Origin of the sequence: Citrobacter sp. RHBSTW-00599 (assembly GCF_013784065.1) — a bacterium.
Lineage (GTDB): Bacteria > Pseudomonadota > Gammaproteobacteria > Enterobacterales > Enterobacteriaceae > Citrobacter > Citrobacter braakii.
On record NZ_CP056717.1, the window covers coordinates 5,089,630 to 5,109,855 of the forward strand.

At 52.3% G+C, this 20,226-nt stretch carries 19 protein-coding genes; 9 read left to right on the forward strand and 10 right to left on the reverse strand.

The window, feature by feature from the left end:
- The first annotated feature begins 10 nt into the window (after positions 1 to 10).
- The 8 genes from HV243_RS24585 to phoU all read left to right on the forward strand — a co-directional run bounded on the left by HV243_RS24585 (position 11) and on the right by phoU (position 9,562).
- Positions 11 to 430 carry a F0F1 ATP synthase subunit epsilon gene (locus HV243_RS24585; protein ID WP_003023809.1) on the forward strand — a complete coding sequence of 140 codons (420 nt, stop codon included), beginning with the start codon at positions 11 to 13 and terminating at the stop codon, positions 428 to 430.
- A 673-nt stretch (positions 431 to 1,103) separates the two neighbouring features.
- Complete coding sequence (glmU, locus tag HV243_RS24590) at positions 1,104 to 2,474, forward strand: bifunctional UDP-N-acetylglucosamine diphosphorylase/glucosamine-1-phosphate N-acetyltransferase GlmU (protein WP_019077996.1); 1,371 nt, start codon at positions 1,104 to 1,106, stop codon at positions 2,472 to 2,474.
- Between the two features lie 223 nt (positions 2,475 to 2,697).
- Entirely contained in the window at positions 2,698 to 4,527 is a 1,830-nt protein-coding gene (gene glmS / locus HV243_RS24595; protein WP_016155081.1) for a glutamine--fructose-6-phosphate transaminase (isomerizing), read from the forward strand.
- Positions 4,528 to 4,859: 332 nt separating this feature from the next.
- Positions 4,860 to 5,900 carry a phosphate ABC transporter substrate-binding protein PstS gene (gene pstS, locus HV243_RS24600; protein WP_016155079.1) on the forward strand — a complete coding sequence of 347 codons (1,041 nt, stop codon included), beginning with the start codon at positions 4,860 to 4,862 and terminating at the stop codon, positions 5,898 to 5,900.
- Positions 5,901 to 6,092: 192 nt separating this feature from the next.
- On the forward strand, positions 6,093 to 7,052 hold the full coding sequence (gene pstC, locus HV243_RS24605) for a phosphate ABC transporter permease PstC (RefSeq protein WP_016155078.1): 960 nt from the start codon (positions 6,093 to 6,095) through the stop codon (positions 7,050 to 7,052).
- Complete coding sequence (gene pstA / locus HV243_RS24610; protein ID WP_016155077.1) at positions 7,052 to 7,942, forward strand: phosphate ABC transporter permease PstA; 891 nt, start codon at positions 7,052 to 7,054, stop codon at positions 7,940 to 7,942. Before pstC ends, pstA begins: the two co-directional genes overlap by 1 nt.
- 106 nt (positions 7,943 to 8,048) lie before the next feature.
- Positions 8,049 to 8,822: a phosphate ABC transporter ATP-binding protein PstB gene (gene pstB / locus HV243_RS24615; protein WP_003023821.1), complete on the forward strand. Its 774-nt coding sequence runs from the start codon at positions 8,049 to 8,051 to the stop codon at positions 8,820 to 8,822.
- A 14-nt stretch (positions 8,823 to 8,836) separates the two neighbouring features.
- Positions 8,837 to 9,562 (forward strand): phosphate signaling complex protein PhoU, encoded by a 726-nt coding sequence (gene phoU / locus HV243_RS24620; protein ID WP_003023824.1) that lies wholly within the window; start codon positions 8,837 to 8,839, stop codon positions 9,560 to 9,562.
- 83 nt (positions 9,563 to 9,645) lie between these two features.
- Here phoU and yieH read toward each other — a convergent pair whose 3' ends face one another.
- Entirely contained in the window at positions 9,646 to 10,311 is a 666-nt protein-coding gene (yieH, locus tag HV243_RS24625; protein ID WP_053389259.1) for a 6-phosphogluconate phosphatase, read from the reverse strand.
- Positions 10,312 to 10,478: 167 nt separating this feature from the next.
- Between yieH and adeP the strand changes: the two genes are divergently transcribed.
- A complete protein-coding gene (gene adeP / locus HV243_RS24630; RefSeq protein WP_016155075.1) occupies positions 10,479 to 11,816 on the forward strand; it encodes an adenine permease AdeP in 1,338 nt (445 codons plus the stop codon).
- A 115-nt stretch (positions 11,817 to 11,931) separates the two neighbouring features.
- Here the strand turns inward: adeP and HV243_RS24635 are convergent, their stop codons facing one another.
- From HV243_RS24635 to rpmH, 9 genes are all read right to left on the reverse strand, one after another.
- Positions 11,932 to 12,498, reverse strand: coding sequence for an NADPH-dependent FMN reductase (locus HV243_RS24635; RefSeq protein ID WP_003827046.1), 567 nt, complete (start codon positions 12,496 to 12,498; stop codon positions 11,932 to 11,934).
- A 30-nt stretch (positions 12,499 to 12,528) separates the two neighbouring features.
- Positions 12,529 to 13,275 (reverse strand): 4'-phosphopantetheinyl transferase superfamily protein, encoded by a 747-nt coding sequence (locus tag HV243_RS24640; RefSeq protein ID WP_016155074.1) that lies wholly within the window; start codon positions 13,273 to 13,275, stop codon positions 12,529 to 12,531.
- A 166-nt stretch (positions 13,276 to 13,441) separates the two neighbouring features.
- A complete protein-coding gene (gene yidZ / locus HV243_RS24645) occupies positions 13,442 to 14,401 on the reverse strand; it encodes an HTH-type transcriptional regulator YidZ (RefSeq protein WP_016155073.1) in 960 nt (319 codons plus the stop codon).
- On the reverse strand, positions 14,370 to 15,551 hold the full coding sequence (locus HV243_RS24650; RefSeq protein ID WP_049271660.1) for an MFS transporter: 1,182 nt from the start codon (positions 15,549 to 15,551) through the stop codon (positions 14,370 to 14,372). The genes yidZ and HV243_RS24650 overlap by 32 nt, the downstream gene beginning before the upstream one ends.
- Positions 15,552 to 15,731: 180 nt before the next feature.
- Positions 15,732 to 17,096 (reverse strand): tRNA uridine-5-carboxymethylaminomethyl(34) synthesis GTPase MnmE, encoded by a 1,365-nt coding sequence (gene mnmE / locus HV243_RS24655; protein WP_016155071.1) that lies wholly within the window; start codon positions 17,094 to 17,096, stop codon positions 15,732 to 15,734.
- Positions 17,097 to 17,232: 136 nt separating this feature from the next.
- Positions 17,233 to 18,879 (reverse strand): membrane protein insertase YidC, encoded by a 1,647-nt coding sequence (yidC, locus tag HV243_RS24660; protein ID WP_003023844.1) that lies wholly within the window; start codon positions 18,877 to 18,879, stop codon positions 17,233 to 17,235.
- A 2-nt stretch (positions 18,880 to 18,881) separates the two neighbouring features.
- The gene (gene yidD / locus HV243_RS24665; protein ID WP_003023846.1) at positions 18,882 to 19,139 is read right to left on the reverse strand and encodes a membrane protein insertion efficiency factor YidD; all 258 of its coding nucleotides are present in this window, start codon (positions 19,137 to 19,139) and stop codon (positions 18,882 to 18,884) included.
- Positions 19,103 to 19,462: a ribonuclease P protein component gene (gene rnpA / locus HV243_RS24670; protein ID WP_003844432.1), complete on the reverse strand. Its 360-nt coding sequence runs from the start codon at positions 19,460 to 19,462 to the stop codon at positions 19,103 to 19,105. Before rnpA ends, yidD begins: the two co-directional genes overlap by 37 nt.
- Before the next feature lie 17 nt (positions 19,463 to 19,479).
- Positions 19,480 to 19,620 (reverse strand): 50S ribosomal protein L34, encoded by a 141-nt coding sequence (gene rpmH, locus HV243_RS24675; protein WP_003023858.1) that lies wholly within the window; start codon positions 19,618 to 19,620, stop codon positions 19,480 to 19,482.
- Between the last annotated feature and the right edge of the window lie 606 nt (positions 19,621 to 20,226).

Genomic DNA, 20,226 nt, shown 5'->3' on the forward strand with positions numbered 1-20,226 from the left:
GGAGGGTGATATGGCAATGACTTACCACCTGGACGTCGTCAGCGCAGAGCAGCAAATGTTCTCTGGTCTGGTCGAAAAAATCCAGGTAACGGGTAGTGAAGGTGAACTGGGTATTTTCCCGGGTCACGCACCGCTGCTCACCGCCATTAAGCCTGGTATGATCCGCATCGTTAAACAGTTCGGTCATGAAGAGTTTATCTATCTGTCTGGCGGCATTCTCGAAGTGCAGCCTGGCAGCGTGACCGTTCTGGCTGATACCGCGATTCGCGGACAGGATCTCGATGAAGCGAGAGCCCTGGAAGCGAAGCGTAAGGCTGAAGAGCACATTAAGAGCTCTCATGGTGACGTGGATTACGCTCAGGCATCTGCGGAACTGGCCAAAGCGATCGCGAAACTGCGCGTTATCGAGTTGACCAAAAAAGCGATGTAACACCGGCTTGAAAAGCACAAAAGCCAGTCTGGTTGCCAGGCTGGCTTTTTTTATGGTTTTGTTTCAGTGAAAGTGGAACTAAAAAGCTGTTTTATTATTTTGTGATTTGTGTCACAAAAATATTGATCGGTTAAAAAATGAGGCGTAGACTCTTTTTTTTTGTGATGTGTGTCACATAATTAACTCAGGTAAAAACAGGATAGCAACATGAAACTGATTAATAAAATCATCGCCCTTTTCAGCAGCATGGAAGTTTAGTCTTCCCGACCTGCTCTGTGGCGCGATGCTTCATACGGTTATCAGCACGCGCCAGCTGTTATTAAATCCCCCTCCTCCGCTTTATCGTTTGTCCTCTTCCCTTTTAAAACTCTATTTTCCCTGTCTGTTTTTTCTGCTTCTCGCTGAATCATATTAATAAAATTATACTTTTCTTTTGTAACTCTTTATTCATGCAGTAAAAAAATAGCAAAAACATTAACCTAGGCTTTAATAAGAGCAGTCTCCTGGTTTTTGGGAGACAAAAGACGCCGAAATAGACGAAAATAGAGAGTTATCAGAGGGGAAATTTCCCCGATTGAACGTTTTATCTTCGGTCCATTTCACGATGAAAAAAATGTAGTATTTTCAATGTGAAACGGTATAAATTCGTTCTCAAATTACAGTCAGGACGTGTATGTTGAATAATGCTATGAGCGTCGTGATCCTTGCCGCAGGCAAAGGCACGCGTATGTATTCCGATCTCCCTAAAGTGCTGCATACCCTCGCAGGAAAGCCGATGGTTCAGCATGTCATTGATGCCGCTAATGAATTAGGTGCCACTCACGTACATCTGGTCTACGGGCACGGTGGTGATTTGCTTAAGCAGACGCTGAAAGATGGCAATCTAAACTGGATTCTGCAGGCAGAGCAGTTGGGGACCGGCCATGCAATGCAGCAGGCAGCGCCATTCTTTGGTGATGACGAAGACATTTTAATGCTCTATGGTGATGTGCCGCTGATCTCTACCGATACCTTACGTAGCCTGCGTGATGCTAAACCGCAGGGCGGCATCGGCCTGTTAACGGTAAAACTGGATGATCCATCCGGCTATGGGCGTATTACGCGTGAGAACGGTAACGTCACCGGTATCGTCGAGCATAAAGATGCAACTGACGAGCAGCGCCAAATCCAGGAAATCAACACCGGTATTCTGATTGCCAATGGTGCTGATATGAAGCGCTGGCTGTCCAAACTCACCAATAACAATGCGCAGGGTGAATACTACATCACCGATATCATTGCGATGGCGTATCAGGAAGGACGCGAAATTGCTGCGGTACATCCAGCACGTATTAGCGAAACGGAAGGGGTGAATAACCGTCTTCAGTTATCCCGTCTGGAGCGTGTTTATCAGTCTGAGCAAGCAGAGAAACTGCTGCTGGCGGGCGTGATGCTGCGCGATCCTGCACGTTTTGATCTTCGCGGTACGCTTATTCACGGGCGCGATGTTGAAATTGATACTAACGTTATCATTGAAGGTAACGTAACCGTTGGGGATCGCGTCAAGATTGGTGCTGGCTGTATCATCAAAAACAGCGTGATTGGTGAAGGTTGTGAGCTTAGCCCATACAGTGTGGTGGAAGATGCCCATCTGGAAGCCGCTTGTACCATCGGTCCATTCGCGCGTCTGCGCCCGGGTGCTGAGCTGCAGGAAGGCGCGCACGTGGGTAACTTCGTCGAAATGAAAAAAGCGCGTCTGGGTAAAGGTTCTAAAGCTGGTCATCTGACCTATCTGGGCGATGCGGAAATTGGCGATAATGTGAATATCGGCGCGGGTACGATTACCTGCAACTACGATGGTGCCAATAAGTTTAAAACCATTATTGGTGATGATGTGTTTGTGGGTTCTGATACTCAGTTGGTGGCGCCTGTCACCGTGGGTAAAGGTGCCACCATCGCTGCTGGCACTACCGTAACGCGTAATGTCGCCGATAACGAATTGGTATTAAGCCGTGTACCTCAGGTCCATAAACAGGGCTGGCAGCGTCCGGTGAAGAAGAAGTAAGTGATTTTTGCCGGATGGCAGCCTACGTGCGGTGACGTTCTGTAGGCCTGATAAGCGTAAGCGCCATCAGGCAGACAAGAGATGAGGGGATAACATAATCCTCCGCTCAACAAGCAGTACCATAAAAATAACCCCACTCTCTACAAGGCTCGGGGCGCCCGGAAAGGGCAAATACAGGTCAGCGACAACGACAGGCAAATGCCTAAATTCGGAATCAAAAAATATGTGTGGAATTGTTGGCGCTATCGCGCAGCGTGATGTAGCTGAAATCCTTCTCGAAGGTTTACGTCGTCTGGAATATCGTGGTTATGACTCTGCTGGTCTGGCCGTTGTCGATGCTGAAGGCAACATGACCCGTCTGCGTCGTCTGGGTAAAGTGCAGATGCTGACTGCTGCTGCGGAAGAACATCCGCTGCATGGTGGTACAGGTATCGCTCATACCCGTTGGGCGACACACGGTGAACCTTCAGAAGCGAACGCGCATCCCCATGTTTCTGAACACATTGTTGTGGTGCATAACGGCATCATTGAAAACCATGAACCTCTGCGTGAACTACTGAAAACCCGTGGTTACACCTTTGTTTCTGAAACCGACACCGAAGTGATTGCTCACCTGGTGCATTGGGAACTGGAACAGGGTGGTACGCTGCGTGAAGCCGTACTGCGTACTATTCCACAGTTGCGCGGTGCCTATGGCACGGTGATCATGGATACCCGTAACCCGGAAACTCTGCTGGCGGCCCGTTCAGGTAGCCCGCTGGTGATTGGTCTGGGGATGGGGGAAAACTTTATCGCTTCCGATCAGCTGGCGTTGCTGCCGGTAACCCGTCGCTTTATCTTCCTGGAAGAAGGTGACATCGCAGAAGTGACCCGTCGTTCTGTCTCTATTTTCGACAAGTCTGGCGCACAAGTGAAGCGTCAGGATATCGAATCGAATCTGCAGTATGACGCGGGCGAAAAAGGTATTTATCGCCACTACATGCAGAAAGAGATCTACGAACAGCCGAACGCAATTAAAAATACGCTGACCGGGCGCATTAGTCACGGTGAAGTGGATTTAAGCGAGCTGGGTTCACGTGCCAACGAGTTGCTGTCTCAGGTTGAGCATATCCAGATTATCGCCTGCGGTACGTCCTACAACTCCGGTATGGTGTCCCGCTACTGGTTTGAATCGCTGGCTGGTATTCCTTGTGATGTCGAAATCGCTTCCGAGTTCCGCTATCGCAAATCCGCCGTGCGTCGTAACAGTCTGATGATTACCCTTTCCCAGTCCGGTGAAACGGCGGATACCCTGGCGGGTCTGCGCTTATCTAAAGAGCTGGGCTATCTGGGCTCGCTGGCTATTTGTAACGTACCGGGATCTTCTCTGGTGCGCGAATCCGACCTGGCGATGATGACCAATGCCGGTACCGAAATCGGTGTGGCCTCGACGAAAGCATTTACTACCCAACTGACCGTTCTGCTGATGCTGGTGGCGAAACTGTCTCGTCTGAAAGGCCTGGATGCGTCTATTGAGCAGGAGATCGTTCACGGTCTGCAGGCACTGCCGAGCCGTATTGAGCAGATGCTGTCTCAGGACAAACGCATTGCCGCTCTGGCGGAAGGTTTCTCAGACAAACACCATGCGCTGTTTCTGGGCCGTGGCGATCAATACCCGATTGCGCTGGAAGGCGCGCTGAAGCTGAAAGAGATCTCTTATATTCACGCTGAAGCATATGCTGCAGGCGAACTGAAACACGGTCCGCTGGCGCTGATTGATGCCGATATGCCGGTTATCGTAGTTGCACCGAACAACGAACTGTTGGAAAAACTGAAATCCAACATTGAAGAAGTTCGCGCTCGTGGCGGTCAGTTGTACGTCTTTGCGGACCAGGATGCTGGCTTTACCAGCAGCGAAAACATGCACATCATTGAGATGCCGCATGTGGAAGAGGTGATTGCACCGATCTTCTACACCGTTCCGCTGCAGTTGCTGGCGTATCACGTGGCGCTGATTAAAGGCACCGACGTGGACCAGCCGCGTAACCTGGCAAAGTCGGTTACCGTAGAGTAATCCGCACTTAACTGAACTGAAAATGCCCTGCTGCAAGCGGGGCATTTTTTTAGCTTGTTCTGTTTTAATCAATTATCCCGCCTGTTTTATGTGACAAACCGTCATCTTCAACTACTGTTTTCAGTGTCATAAAAAGAAAATTTCAGCGAAATGTTATTGTCATGATGGTGATTAACATTCTGTTTTAAATGTATTTTTAGATAAAAAACTTCCCAAGTTTTTCATTGTCATAAAACTGTCATATTTCGTACATTTAACTGTCACCTGTTTGTCCTATTTTGCTCACAGTAGCAACTCAAACAACGATTTACGAAAACCGTGCAGGAGACATTATGAAAGTTATGCGTACCACTGTCGCAACTGTTGTCGCCGCGACCTTATCCATGAGCGCGTTTTCTGCGTTTGCAGCAGCGAGCCTGACAGGTGCAGGTGCAACCTTCCCTGCGCCAGTGTATGCCAAATGGGCAGATACCTATCAGAAAGAGACCGGTAGCAAAGTAAACTACCAGGGTATCGGCTCCTCCGGTGGTGTAAAACAAATTACGGCCAATACCGTTGATTTCGGCGCCTCAGACGCACCGTTGTCTGACGAGAAACTGGCGCAAGAAGGCCTGTTCCAGTTCCCGACTGTTATCGGTGGTGTGGTGCTGGCGGTGAACATCCCTGGCCTGAAATCCGGCGAACTGGTGCTGGACGGTAAAACGCTGGGCGACATCTACCTCGGTAAAATTAAGAAGTGGGATGATGAAGCCATCACCAAACTGAACCCGGGTCTGAAGCTGCCTTCTCAGAATATCGCCGTTGTGCGTCGTGCTGACGGTTCCGGTACTTCCTTCGTTTTCACCAGCTACCTGGCGAAAGTGAACGAAGAGTGGAAATCTAAAATTGGTTCCGGCTCTACCGTTAACTGGCCGACCGGTCTGGGCGGTAAAGGTAACGACGGTATCGCTGCGTTCGTACAGCGTCTGCCGGGTTCTATCGGCTACGTTGAGTACGCTTACGCTAAGCAGAACAACCTGGCGTACACCAAGCTGGTCTCTGCTGATGGCAAACCGGTAAGTCCGACCGAAGAAAACTTTGCCAACGCTGCAAAAGGCGCTGACTGGAGCAAAACCTTCGCTCAGGATCTGACTAACCAGAAAGGTGACGATGCGTGGCCGATCACTTCCACCACCTTCATCCTGGTGCATAAAGAGCAGAAGAAACCTGAGCAGGGCGCTGAAGTGCTGAAGTTCTTCGATTGGGCGTACAAAAATGGCGGCAAACAGGCTAATGACCTGGATTACGCCAGCCTGCCGGACAGCGTGGTTGAGCAGATTCGTGCTGCATGGAAGACCAACGTGAAGGACAGCAGCGGTAAAGCGCTGTACTAAATACCCGTCATACTTCGAGCCGCAGCTGTGTTGGCTGTGCTTGTTCACCCCAGTCACATAGTGAATCTATGCTCCTGGGTATTCACAAGCTTGCCGCCTTGCTGCAACTCGAATTATTTAGGGTATGGCATTACGTTAGCCGGGAAGCACGATAAAATGCGTGCTTCCCGGCCCAAACTTAAAGAGTGATTTATGGCTGCAACCAAGCCTGCTTTGAACCCACCGGGTAAAAAAGGTGACATGATATTCAGCGCGCTGGTAAAACTGGCTGCGCTGATTGTGCTATTGATGTTGGGTGGCATTATTGTCTCTCTGGTTATCTCCTCCTGGCCAAGCATTCAGAAATTTGGCTTCTCCTTTCTGTGGACTAAAGAATGGGATGCGCCAAACGATATCTACGGTGCATTAGTACCGATTTACGGTACGCTGGTCACCTCGCTTATCGCACTGCTGATCGCCGTTCCGGTGAGTTTTGGCATAGCCTTATTCCTGACTGAACTTGCTCCTGGCTGGCTGCGTCGCCCGCTGGGTATCGCTATTGAATTGCTGGCGGCAATACCGAGTATCGTGTACGGCATGTGGGGCCTGTTTATCTTTGCCCCGCTGTTTGCGACTTACTTCCAGGAGCCGGTCGGGAACATCCTTTCCAACATTCCGTTTGTTGGCGCGCTGTTTGCGGGTCCGGCATTTGGTATCGGTATTCTGGCCGCTGGCGTGATCCTCGCCATCATGATCATCCCGTACATTGCGGCGGTTATGCGCGATGTGTTCGAACAAACGCCGGTGCTGATGAAAGAGTCAGCCTACGGCATCGGTTGTACTACCTGGGAAGTTATCTGGCGCATCGTCCTGCCGTTCACCAAAAACGGTGTGATCGGCGGCGTGATGCTCGGTCTGGGCCGCGCGCTGGGTGAAACCATGGCGGTGACGTTTATCATCGGTAACACCTACCAGCTCGATAGTGCCTCTCTGTACATGCCGGGCAACAGTATTACTTCTGCGCTGGCGAATGAATTTGCCGAAGCGGAATCAGGACTGCACGTTGCCGCGTTGATGGAACTGGGCCTGATTCTGTTTGTGATTACCTTCATCGTGCTGGCGGCGTCTAAGTTCATGATCATGCGCCTTGCGAAGAACGAGGGGGCACGCTAATGGCTACGCTTGAAATGCAAAACACCGCTGCGCTTGCGGAATCCCGCCGTAAAATGCAGGCGCGTCGTCGTCTGAAGAACCGCATCGCGCTGACGCTCTCTATGGCGACCATGGCATTCGGTCTGTTCTGGCTTATCTGGATCCTGATGTCCACGATCACCCGCGGTATTGACGGTATGTCACTGGCGCTGTTCACCGAAATGACACCTCCGCCGAATACGGCTGGTGGTGGTCTGGCGAATGCCCTGGCCGGTAGCGGACTGTTAATTCTGTGGGCGACCGTGTTTGGTACACCGCTTGGTATTATGGCGGGCATCTACCTGGCAGAGTACGGACGTAAGTCCTGGCTGGCTGAGGTGATCCGCTTTATCAATGACATCCTGCTTTCTGCGCCATCAATCGTGGTCGGTCTGTTCGTTTACACCATCGTGGTAGCAAAAATGGAGCACTTCTCCGGCTGGGCGGGCGTTATCGCGCTGGCGCTGCTGCAGGTGCCCATTGTTATTCGTACCACGGAGAACATGCTCAAGCTGGTACCGGATAGCCTGCGTGAAGCCGCCTATGCGCTGGGTACGCCGAAATGGAAGATGATTTCTGCGATCACCCTGAAGGCCTCTGTCTCAGGCATCATTACAGGCGTTTTACTGGCTATTGCACGTATCGCAGGTGAAACGGCTCCGCTGCTGTTTACGTCGCTCTCCAATCAGTTCTGGAGCACCGACATGATGCAGCCTATCGCCAACCTGCCGGTCACTATCTTTAAGTTTGCGATGAGCCCGTTTGCTGAGTGGCAGCAACTGGCCTGGGCCGGGGTACTGATTATTACCCTGTGCGTACTGCTGCTGAACATTCTGGCGCGCGTCATTTTCGCGAAGAAGAAACACGGTTAAGACGAAGTGCCGGATGGCGGCGTAAACGCCTTATCCGGCCTACGATTGAAGACATTTGTAGGCCTGAAAGCTGCGCGCCATCAGGCATGATGAGGAAAAGATAGAAATGAGTATGGTTGATACTGCCCCAGGTAAGATTCAGGTTCGTGATTTGAACTTCTACTATGGCAAGTTCCATGCCCTGAAGAACATCAACCTGGATATTGCCAAAAACCAGGTAACGGCGTTTATCGGGCCGTCAGGCTGTGGTAAATCGACGTTGCTGCGTACGTTCAATAAAATGTTTGAACTGTACCCGGAACAGCGTGCGGAAGGCGAAATCCTGCTGGATGGCGACAATATTCTCACCAACACTCAGGATATCGCTCTGCTGCGTGCCAAAGTGGGCATGGTATTCCAGAAGCCGACGCCGTTCCCGATGTCCATCTACGACAACATCGCTTTTGGCGTGCGTCTGTTTGAGAAACTCTCTCGTGCGGATATGGACGAGCGTGTGCAGTGGGCATTGACCAAGGCCGCGCTGTGGAACGAAACCAAAGATAAATTACACCAGAGCGGGTACTCTCTCTCCGGTGGCCAGCAGCAGCGTCTGTGTATTGCGCGTGGGATCGCCATTCGCCCGGAAGTGCTTCTGCTTGATGAGCCGTGTTCAGCGCTCGACCCTATTTCTACCGGGCGTATCGAAGAGCTGATCACTGAGCTGAAAGAGGATTACACCGTCGTTATCGTTACCCACAACATGCAGCAGGCTGCGCGTTGTTCCGATCACACGGCATTTATGTACCTGGGCGAGTTGATTGAGTTCAGTAACACGGACGATCTGTTCACCAAGCCCGCGAAGAAACAAACTGAAGACTACATCACCGGTCGTTACGGCTGATTCAGGAGCTTGTTGTGGATAATCTTAACCTTAATAAACATATTTCCGGCCAGTTCAATGCAGAGCTGGAAAGCATCCGTACCCAGGTGATGACCATGGGCGGCATGGTCGAGCAGCAGCTTTCTGATGCGATTACCGCCATGCACAATCAGGACAGTGAGCTGGCGAAGCGCGTCATTGAGGGCGATAAGAACGTCAATATGATGGAAGTGGCGATCGACGAGGCCTGCGTGCGTATCATTGCCAAGCGTCAGCCGACCGCCAGTGACTTGCGTCTGGTGATGGCGATTATCAAAACGATCGCTGAGCTGGAACGTATTGGCGACGTTGCGGATAAAATTTGCCGCACCGCGCTGGAGAAATTTTCTCAACAGCATCAGCCGCTGCTGGTAAGCCTGGAATCACTGGGTCGCCACACCGTACAAATGCTGCATGACGTGCTGGATGCGTTTGCGCGTATGGATCTTGACGAAGCGGTACGTATTTATCGCGAAGATAAGAAAGTCGACCAGGAGTATGAAGGTATCGTGCGTCAGCTGATGACCTACATGATGGAAGACCCGCGTACCATTCCAAGCGTGCTGACCGCGCTGTTCTGCGCGCGCTCCATCGAGCGTATCGGTGACCGTTGCCAGAATATCTGCGAATACATCTTCTACTTCGTGAAGGGACAAGACTTCCGTCACGTGGGCGGTGATGAGCTGGATAAGCTGCTGGCGGGCAAAGATCCGAAAGAGTGATATTTGTGGCGGGTGGCGCTAACGCTTACCCGCTCTACAAGACATGCAGGCCGGATCAGCGTTAGCGCCATCCGGCCTTTCAGTTATCGCGTAATATTCCAACCCCGCGCCTTCCATAACGCTGGCAACTGCGCCAGATCGGTAAACGTCGTCACTTTTGGATGATCGATTGGTTTGTTATGCGGATCGGCGCAGAAGTAAAACACTTCCATCCCTGCAGAAATCCCCGCCTGGGCACCTGCGCTGGAGTCATCAACCAGAATGCAGTTCTCAACGTTAACGTCCATCGCTTTCGCCGCATGGAACATCAGGGCCGGATCGGGTTTCCAGCGTTGAATATCGTAGCCGCTGAACAGCAAATCAGGGAAATGGTGCAACATACCCAGCTTACCCAGCGAGTGCTGCATTTTGCTGACCGGACCGTTAGATACCACGCTCATAGGGACGGTCATGCTGTCCAGCAGCGCATTGGCTCCGGCAATCACCTCCAGTTCCGTATCGAACAGACGTGCGACCTCTGCGCGGTAAACCGGCTCTAATTCGGCTTTTGCCAGTTCGACACCGTGCTCTTCGTTGATAATGTCGATGATCTCGTACAGCTTTACCCCCTTGAAGCGTTTAAAAGTTTCTTCAAGATCGAGCGTAATGCCGAACGCCTGGAACATGCTGACATACGCGCGAGAACAAATCACTTCACTGTCGACAAGGGTACCGTCACAGTCAAAAAATACGGCTTCTATCTGGGACATGTCATTTCCGTTTTAACAAGTTTAACGTTTTCGTAATGCATTATTGGGCGACGCAATCGTTGCCGTATAAGCAAAATCAATGAAAAAAGTTGCTCATAACCCAACCCTATTGTCGCATTTTGGTATAGGATAGCGACGAATTTTCCCTCCTTGTTCGGAAATTGATAATGAGTCAACAACACACAACCCAGGCTTCTGGCCAGGGGATGCTGGAACGCGTGTTCAAACTGCGCGAACATGGCACGACGGCACGGACCGAAGTGATCGCCGGTTTAACCACCTTCCTGACGATGGTGTATATCGTTTTTGTTAACCCGCAAATTCTTGGCGTGGCTGGCATGGATACCAGCGCCGTCTTTGTGACCACCTGCCTTATTGCTGCATTTGGTAGCATCCTGATGGGCCTGTTTGCCAACCTGCCGGTCGCACTTGCGCCTGCTATGGGTCTGAATGCGTTCTTCGCCTTCGTGGTCGTTGGCGCGATGGGCCTGTCATGGCAGATCGGTATGGGCGCAATCTTCTGGGGCGCGGTAGGTCTGCTGCTACTGACGATTTTCCGCGTACGTTACTGGATGATTGCCAACATCCCGGTTAGTTTGCGCGTGGGGATCACCAGCGGTATTGGTCTGTTCATCGGCATGATGGGGCTGAAAAACGCTGGTGTTATCGTCGCCAACCAAGACACCCTGGTGTCTATTGGCAACCTGACGTCCCACAGCGTACTGCTCGGTATTCTGGGTTTCTTTATCATCGCGATTCTGGCTTCACGTAACATCCATGCGGCGGTACTGATCTCTATCATTGTGACCACGCTGCTGGGTTGGATGCTGGGCGATGTCCATTACAACGGGATCGTCTCCGCGCCGCCGAGCGTAATGTCCGTTATCGGGCATGTTGATCTGGCTGGTTCGTTTAACATTGGTCTTGCGGGCGTAATTTTCTCGTTCATGCTGGTCAACCTGTTCGACTCATCCGGTACGCTAATTGGCGTCACGGATAAAGCCGGTCTGGCGGATGCGAAGGGTAAGTTTCCGCGTATGAAGCAGGCGCTGTATGTGGATAGCGTGTCATCGGTTGCTGGTGCGTTTATCGGTACTTCTTCCGTTACCGCGTATATCGAGTCTTCTTCCGGGGTTTCTGTCGGTGGACGTACTGGCTTGACCGCGGTAGTTGTTGGCCTGTTGTTCCTGCTGGTTATCTTCCTGTCGCCGCTGGCGGGAATGGTACCGGGATATGCGGCCGCTGGTGCGCTGATTTACGTTGGCGTCCTGATGACATCAAGCCTGTCACGCGTTAAGTGGGATGACCTGACTGAAGCCGTTCCGGCGTTTATTACCGCCGTGATGATGCCGTTTAGCTTCTCGATTACCGAAGGTATCGCGCTGGGCTTTATTTCCTACTGTGTGATGAAAATCGGTACCGGACGTTTCCGCGATCTCAGCCCGTGCGTCATCGTTGTCGCACTGCTGTTTGTGTTGAAGATTGTGTTTATCGACGCGCATTAATTGCCGCTGAGACAGTGCTGCGCGAGGCGTGTAGACCTGATAAGCGCAGCGCCATCAGGCAAATTTGATAACCGGATACGGCCCGCCAGGCATTGCAGCCAGCGGGCTTTTTCTTTTAGGCTTTCACACGCTGGATGTAGTCGCCAAATGCGGTCAACTGGCCGGTTAGATGGTCCAGCGTACTTTGGTCGATCACTTCACCTGTCTGCGGGTCCACTTTGTTCTGAATCACGCCGCCCATAAATTCCGGCTTATTCATTACCATGGCGTCGAGGAACACCAGGATCTGACGCAGATGATACTGGCAGCGCGCGCCGCCAATGGCGCCCATGGAGCTGGTCTGGATCAGCACCGGCTTACCCGATAATGGCTGATCCGGCAGGCGGGACAGCCAGTCGATGGCGTTCTTCAGTCCGCCAGGCACGGAATAGTTATATTCCGGTGTCACGATGACGACACCGTCAGCCTTCCTGATTTGCTCTGCCAGCGCTTCTACGCTTGCCGGAAAACCTTCTTCCTGCTGGAGGTCGGCATCGTACAGTGGGATATCACCAATTGATGGCAACGCGTTGACTTCCATTCCTGCTGGAGCAATCTTGGGCAGCGTACGGGCAACCATTCCATTAAACGAACCTTTGCGTAGACTTCCCAGTAACGTAACAACATTCAATGTTTCTGACATGGTGACTCCTGTTTCATCATAAAGGTTAAATCAAAGCGTATGGCTCTTCGCTGCGCATAATTGAGAGAACCGGATCAGGCGACCCGTAGGCTCATTGGCGCGGGTCTGGATATCAGGCAAACTTTTCCAGTCCTGTTTACCATCAAACTCCCAAACCTTGAGTTTTTCAATGGTTGGCGTAACTGCAACCGACCACACCAGAACATCTTCCGCATCGCAAATGGCTTCAACCTGCGCAACATGGGCACATTTCAGACGTCCTGCGCCGGGTAAAAGCTGGAGTTCGTGCGGATCATCATTGCTTACATCACCGGTGAGTTTGAGTACGCTCTGGCGCAACGTAATGAGCTGCGCGCGTGCTTCGTTGGGGTCGTTTTGGTTATTGATCCACAGATTTTCGTTGCTGGAGAAGCGCCATGTTTCCGTTGAATGCGGATGGTGAAAGCTGCGGGTAGCTCGCTGCAGTTCCATATCCAGCCCGCACGTTCCTTCAGTTGTTAGCGCAACGCCAACGATATTCCCGGCATAAGAAATCGAAAATCCCGGCAGGTTCTTATCGCGAAAAATGGGCTTACCTTTGGCCTGAGTAACAATCTCGGGCAGCGTACTGGTGCCGTAAAGCATAAACATCAGTTCAGCGAGTAAACTTCGGGAAGCCAGGAAACGTGTTCGGCGATGAGCGGGGAGATCTCTTGCTTCGATATGACATGGAGAAGGGAGGCGAGCTGAAACCAGGTGTCCCTCCGTAAGAATCCCTCTGGCAAAATGTGTCGCCATTTTTCGCTCCGTGATTAATGGTCCGTGATAATTACCAGAGTAACATTTACGCGGCATCCAGGCAGGCTTTGCTGCCCAAAAAGTAAGCTGAAATAGAATACATTACGCGATATTTACATTTCTGTTGCCAGAATAGTCGATTTAGCAACAAAGTGGCGGTGCAACGTCAAGACATATCGCGATAAAGCGCCTTGATGGTGTCTTTCAACCAGACGATCTTAGGATTATGACTGTTACGTTTGTGCCAAAGAAGGGTGAACGGTACGCGCATTTTTTCCAGCTGCGCGGCATCAAAAGGCATAGGACGCGCCACGAGCGGAAGCTGGTGGAGTTGGTTATAACGCTGGCAATAAACCGGAGCTGTGGCTATCAGCGCGTGATCCGGCTGGGCGGCCATAAACAGCGACTGCTCAAAACCGGGCAGACATAACGCAATATTGCGCGCACGCCCCATCTCTTGCAGGACTTCATCCAGCGCCCAGGTATCGCTTTGCTCCCAGCTAATGCTGATGTGCGGATAGCGCAGAAATGTGTCCAGATTCCACTCTTCCTGCAATGCCGGATGATCTTCACGTAGCCAGACGCAGGGGAGATCGGAAAACAGCACTTCATGGTCGATCGACAACGGCAGCAAACTCAACAGTTCACGCGAACGCGGATGGCTTTCCCGGCCAGTAAAGCCGATATCCACCTCGCCGCGAATAATTGCATCCAGCGAATCATAGTCCCAGTTGCGTATTTTGATCGTCGCCTGGGGATAACGCTGATAGATCTGTCGGGAGAGCGCGTTAAACATGATCATCACCAGCGGCGTTTCGGCCACCAGATCAAACTTCAGCCCGCGCGGCGCTTCATGGTGCGGCTTATCCAGCAACTGGTTGCTCATCTGCATCCACTCTGCCAGGTTCTGTTCCATGCTGACCATCAGCGGTGTTGGCGTTAGCCCCAGCGGGGTGTTTACAAACAGTGGATCGTCAAACCAGGCCCGCAGTTTCGACAGCGACTTGCTGACCGCCGACGGCGTGACGTTCATCCGTTTGGCAGTTTTGGTAACACTGCGTTCCTGCATCAACAGCTGCAGGCAGAGCAATAAATTAAGATCGAGACTGCTGAGGGATTTCTTCATGAGTTGGCGTGGACCGGTTAGGTGCAACAGTGATAATCAGCATGATACTCACTATGCTACAGCCAATCAGAATCCCGATCAGCATATTCAGCGCATCAAGACCGAGCACCGCCGCCAGCCATATCCACAGCGAGGAACCGCAAACCTGCGCAATACCTAACGCCGAGCTGGCAACGCCCGCACGCAGCGAGAAAGGTCCCAGCGCTTGGCTCATCGCGACACCGAAGCCGACCGAGAACCCGGCACAGATTAAGGTCAGCCCAAACAGCGTCACCATGTGCGAACTGGCAAGGGTTAACACCACACCAGCAGACAGAAACAGCACTTGTGAGGTCAGCATCAGAACACGAGGTTTAAACACGCTTAGGGCGAATGGCGTAGAGAACGAGACCGCCATACTGATGCCTGCGGTCATGGCCATCGTGGTGGCGTACTCTCCACGGTCAAAGCCCATCACTTCCATCAACAGCACCGGCGAAGTATTCACGAAGGTCAGGATCACCGACACGCTGAGAGTGGTGATGGCCAGGCGGCTTAAGAAAAAACGGTTCACCAGCGATTCAGATAGGTGGTTCTTCTCTGCAGATGCCGGGAGCGTCGCTGGGCGCGATTCTCGCAGGATAAACACTGACAGCAGGCAAACGGCCACCCCCATACCGATCATCGTGTAGAACAGGCTCTGCCACGGGTATTTGAGCATAATCAGATGCCCCATCACCGGCGCCAGTACCGGCACGATACAGGTGATACCGTTCAACAGCGACAGTACCTTCGCCCGGCGGCGATCGTCGAGCGTATCGCGCAGGATGGCGAACGCCACCACATAGCAGCAGCCTGCGCCGACGCCCTGAATAAAGCGGCCTGTGAGAAACGGCGTACCGCTTTCGGCGAATGAACACAGCGCAGAGGCGAAAATAAAGATGAGGGCACCGACAATAGCGACGGGTTTGCGTCCTGACTGGTCGGCAATTTTCCCGGCAAACAGCATCGCCGTCGCCATTCCCGCCAGATAAACCGAAAACGCGATATGCAGTTGCGCCTCGCTGGCCTGTAAATCGGCAGCAATACGGGGCAGCCCCACCAGATACATATCAATACCCGCGGGATAGAGTAACACCAGGGCGAAACTGCAGATTAGAAAGCGTGTCATAGCGACCTCATGAGGAATGTGGCGCTAAGCATACGGGCAGAGAGTCAACTGCACGAGTTGCCATTTGGACAACAGTGATTTCCATATGGGAAATTACTTGTAGCCGGATAGCCGCTTTGCTTTATCCGACCTACGGGTACTGTAGGCCCGGTAGGCATCGCGCCACCGGGCAACACAACGTTACTTGCCAATACAGAAGCTGGAGAAAATCCTTCCCAGCAGATCGTCGGAGGTAAATTCCCCGGTGATCTCACTGAGGTTCTGCTGCGCCAGACGTAGTTCCTCTGCCAGCAATTCTCCGGCCCATGCTCCGAGCAGTTGGGCTTTACCCTGCTCGAGATGCTCCGCCGCTTCTGCCAGCGCCTGCAGGTGACGACGGCGCGCCAGGAAGCCGCCTTCCATATTGGTTTCAAAGCCCATGCTCTGTTTGAGATGGTTACGCAGCACGTCAACGCCTTCACCGGTACGCGCGGATAGGCGAACCAGTGAGTGGCCATTTACTTCGCTAAGGCCCAGCGTCTCACCGGTAATATCCGCTTTGTTACGCACCACGGTAATCGGCAGTTTGGCTGGCAGACGGGCAATAAAGTCTGGCCAGATGTCAGCCGGGTCCACGGCGTCGGTGGTGGTGCCATCAACCATAAACAGAACGCGGTCGGCCTGTTCAATTTCCTGCCACGCGCGTTCGATACCAATGCGTTCAACTTCATCGCTGGCATCGCGCAGACCGGCAGTGTCGATGATGTGCAGCGGCATACCGTCGATATGAATATGCTCACGCAGTACGTCGCGAGTCGTGCCCGCAATGTCGGTCACAATGGCCGCCTCACGACCTGCCAGCGCGTTCAGTAGGCTTGATTTCCCGGCATTTGGGCGACCGGCAATGACTACCTTCATCCCTTCGCGCAGCAGGCTGCCCTGACGCGCTTCGGCACGAACGGCATCGAGATCGCTGATAACGTTGTTGAGCTGCGCTTCAATCTTGCCATCAGACAGGAAGTCGATTTCTTCATCCGGAAAGTCGATCGCCGCTTCCACGTAGATGCGCAGGTGAGTGAGCGCTTCCACAAGATGATTTACCCGTGCAGAAAATGCGCCCTGCAACGAGTTCAGCGCCGAGCGAGCGGCTTGCTCTGAACTGGCATCGATCAGGTCGGCAATTGCCTCTGCCTGGGCCAGATCAAGCTTATCATTGAGAAACGCACGCTCGGAGAATTCACCCGGTCTGGCAATGCGCAGCCCGGGAATGGTCAGAATACGTTTGAGCAGCAGATCGAGAATCACCGGACCGCCGTGGCCCTGAAGCTCTAAAACATCTTCACCGGTAAAGGAGTTCGGACCGGGGAACCACAGGGCAATTCCCTGATCCAGCGTGCTGCCATCCGCGTCTTTAAACGGCAGATAGTCGGCATAGCGCGGTTTTGGTAGTTTCCCCAGTACGGTTTCTGCAACCTCGCGCGCCTTCAGGCCGGAGATGCGCAGGATACCCACGCCACCACGTCCCGGTGGGGTGGCCTGAGCGACGATGGTGTCGTTATGGTTCATGATAGCTCTCTTGTAAATGTAAAAAAGGCGGTCTAATGACCGCCTTCTCTGGCATTAACTTTACCGTGAATACTCGAAATAATTCAAGTTGCAAGAAGGCGGCAAGCAAATGCAGCCAACGCACCTGCGACTAATATCAGGAGTTTTTCTTCTCGCGGCTATGCAGGCCACGTTTCTCCAGACCACGGTAAATCAGCTGCTGCTGAATAATGGTTACCAGGTTGCTGACGATATAGTACAGCACCAGACCTGATGGGAACCACAGGAAGAACACGGTGAAGATGACCGGCATAAAGGTCATGATCTTCTGCTGCATCGGGTCGGTCACGGTGGTCGGAGACATCTTCTGAATGAAGAACATCGTCACGCCCATCAGGATCGGCAGGATGTAGTACGGGTCCTGTGCAGACAGGTCATGGATCCACAGAGCGAACGGCGCATGACGCAGTTCAATGGAGCCCATCAGCATGTAGTACAACGCCAGGAAGATTGGCATCTGGATGATCAGCGGGAAGCAGCCGCCCAGCGGGTTAACCTTCTCAGCTTTGTACAGGGCCATCATTTCCTGGCTCTGACGCTGTTTGTCATCGCCCAGACGCTCACGCATAGCCTGAATCTTCGGCTGCAGCATACGCATCTTCGCCATGGAGGTGTACTGCGCTTTGGTCAGCGGGTACATGATGCCACGAACGATAAAGGTGATAACGATGATGGAGAAGCCCCAGTTACCCAGGAAGCTATGGATCCACTTCAGCAGTTTGAACAGCGGCTGAGAGATGAACCACAACCAGCCGTAATCCACGGTCAGATCCAGGTGCGGTGCAACTGCCGCCATTTTATCCTGAATTTCCGGGCCGACCCACAGGGTGCTGGTCATCGCGCCAGTCTGGCCAGGCTGAACCAGTACCGGCTGTGATTTATAGCCGATAGCGGCAATGCCGTTACCCAGGTTAGCGGTATAGAAGTTGTTGGTGCCGTCGTTACGCGGAACCCATGCCGTTGCGAAATACTGTTGCAGCATTGCGACCCAGCCGTCTTTAGCATTGACGTTCAGGTTTTCGTTTTCAGCAATGGTGTCGAATTTGTATTTCTCATACTTCTCATCTGGCGTGGAGTACGCCGCGCCACGGAAGGTGTGCAGCGCAAAGTTGCTGCTACCAGTGTCGCGATGAGATGGCAGATTGATGGATTGCTTCAGCTGACCAAAGGTGGAGACTTCCAGCGGTTTTTCGCCGGCGTTCTGCACGCTGTAGTTAACGTTGACAGCATATTCACCGCGCTTGAGTACAAACGTTTTAGTGAATGTGTTACCCGCTGCGTCAGTATAGGTCATCGGGATCTGCAGTTCGTTCTGACCGTCAGCCAGTACAAACGCGTCTTTTTCGACGTTGTACAGCGGACGCGGGCCGTTAGCCGGGTTATCCGGGCCGTCACGACCTGTCAGGCCACTCTGTGCCTGGTAGATGAACTGTGGCGTGGTTTCCAGTAACTGGAACGGTTCGGTAGAACCGAGTTCTTTCGGGTAAGCTGGCAGTGAAGCCTGTTCCACATCACCACCACGGGTGTTGATGGTCAGATCAAGCACGTCAGTTTTAACCGTAATCAGTTTCCCCTGGCCACTGGCCGGTACGCCCTGGTCTGCGGCGCTACCCGCTGCGGTGGTCGTTGTCTGCGTGGTCTGTTGGGCCTGAGGTTGCGGGTTTTTATCCTGCTCCCAGGCTTGCCAGATCATGAAAGACACGAACAGCAAAGCGATGACTAAAAGATTGCGTTGCGAATCCATCGTTAGTGTTCTCTGGTATCAAATGGTCCGGGCGGGACGGGATCGTCACCACCAGGGTGTAAAGGGTGGCATTTTAATACGCGTTTCACCGTCAACCAACTGCCTTTTATCACTCCAAACCTGCGCAATGCCTCAATTCCGTAGCTCGAGCAGGTTGGAGTGAAACGGCAATGCGGCCCAAGCAGCGGACTGATCAGGCGTTGATAGACCCGAATAAGGGCTATCAGGACCCGCGAGCCAGGCGACAATGGCGACGCCATAATTTTTCCAACGCTTCCGAGAGAGCACGGTTATCGAGGTCAGCAACCCCTTTTTTCGCCACCACCACGAAATCCATTGCTGGAAGTTCGTGCTGACGTAAACGAAAGCTTTCACGTGTCAGACGTTTAATCCGATTGCGTTCATGCGCGCGTTTAACGTTTTTCTTGGCGACGGTAAGACCGATACGGGGATGCCCCAGCGAATTCAGGCGGCCGAGGATGGTGATTTGCGGCGTGCCAGCCCGTTGTGGCTGCTGGAAGACGAATGTGAAATGAGTGGGAGTTAACAAACGTAACTCCCTGGGAAATGCGAGCTTAACCACTCAGGGGCTAGCTTTTATTACTTAGAAACGGTCAGACGAGAACGGCCTTTAGCACGACGACGTGCCAGAACCTGACGACCATTTTTATTAGCCATACGAGCACGGAAGCCGTGAGAACGGTTGCGCTTCAGTACAGACGGTTGAAAAGTGCGTTTCATGGCGATTTCTACCTAAACTTGAATAAATTCACTGACTTTTGCGTATACCCGAACGAATTTCGAACGACTTACGCCACAGTGTGGGTGATTAAAGAGGCCGGATTGTAATAATTGTACACTCCGGAGTCAATTCTCTTTCCTTATTTCCCGCTTTTTTCCGCATGGTTTCGCGTATAAAACAGGCAGCGTTGACGCCGTAAGGCGACCGTTACTCGCTGGGGGTAAGAATTATACGGGCTGGCGGATAAAGCGCAAGGATCGCTCGGGATCTTTATTAGATCGTTTAAGCAGTAAAGCATCTTTACTCATTAATTTTTTCAATATGCGCGCTAAAACCTGCAGCACTTCTCCAGGATCGTTTACACTTAGCCGATTCTGGATCATCCTGTGGATAAATCGGGAAGAATCTGTGAGAAACAGAAGATCTCTTTCTCAGTTTACGCTATGATCCGCGGTCCTGATCGTTTCAATGGATCCTGATCGGGTAAAAATTGCAGATAGCAATTCGCACGTCACCCTTTGCATAGGGTCTTGTCGATGTGCGTCAACAATCATGAATGTTTCAGCCTTTGTCATTTATCGACTTTTGTTCGAGTGGAGTCCGCC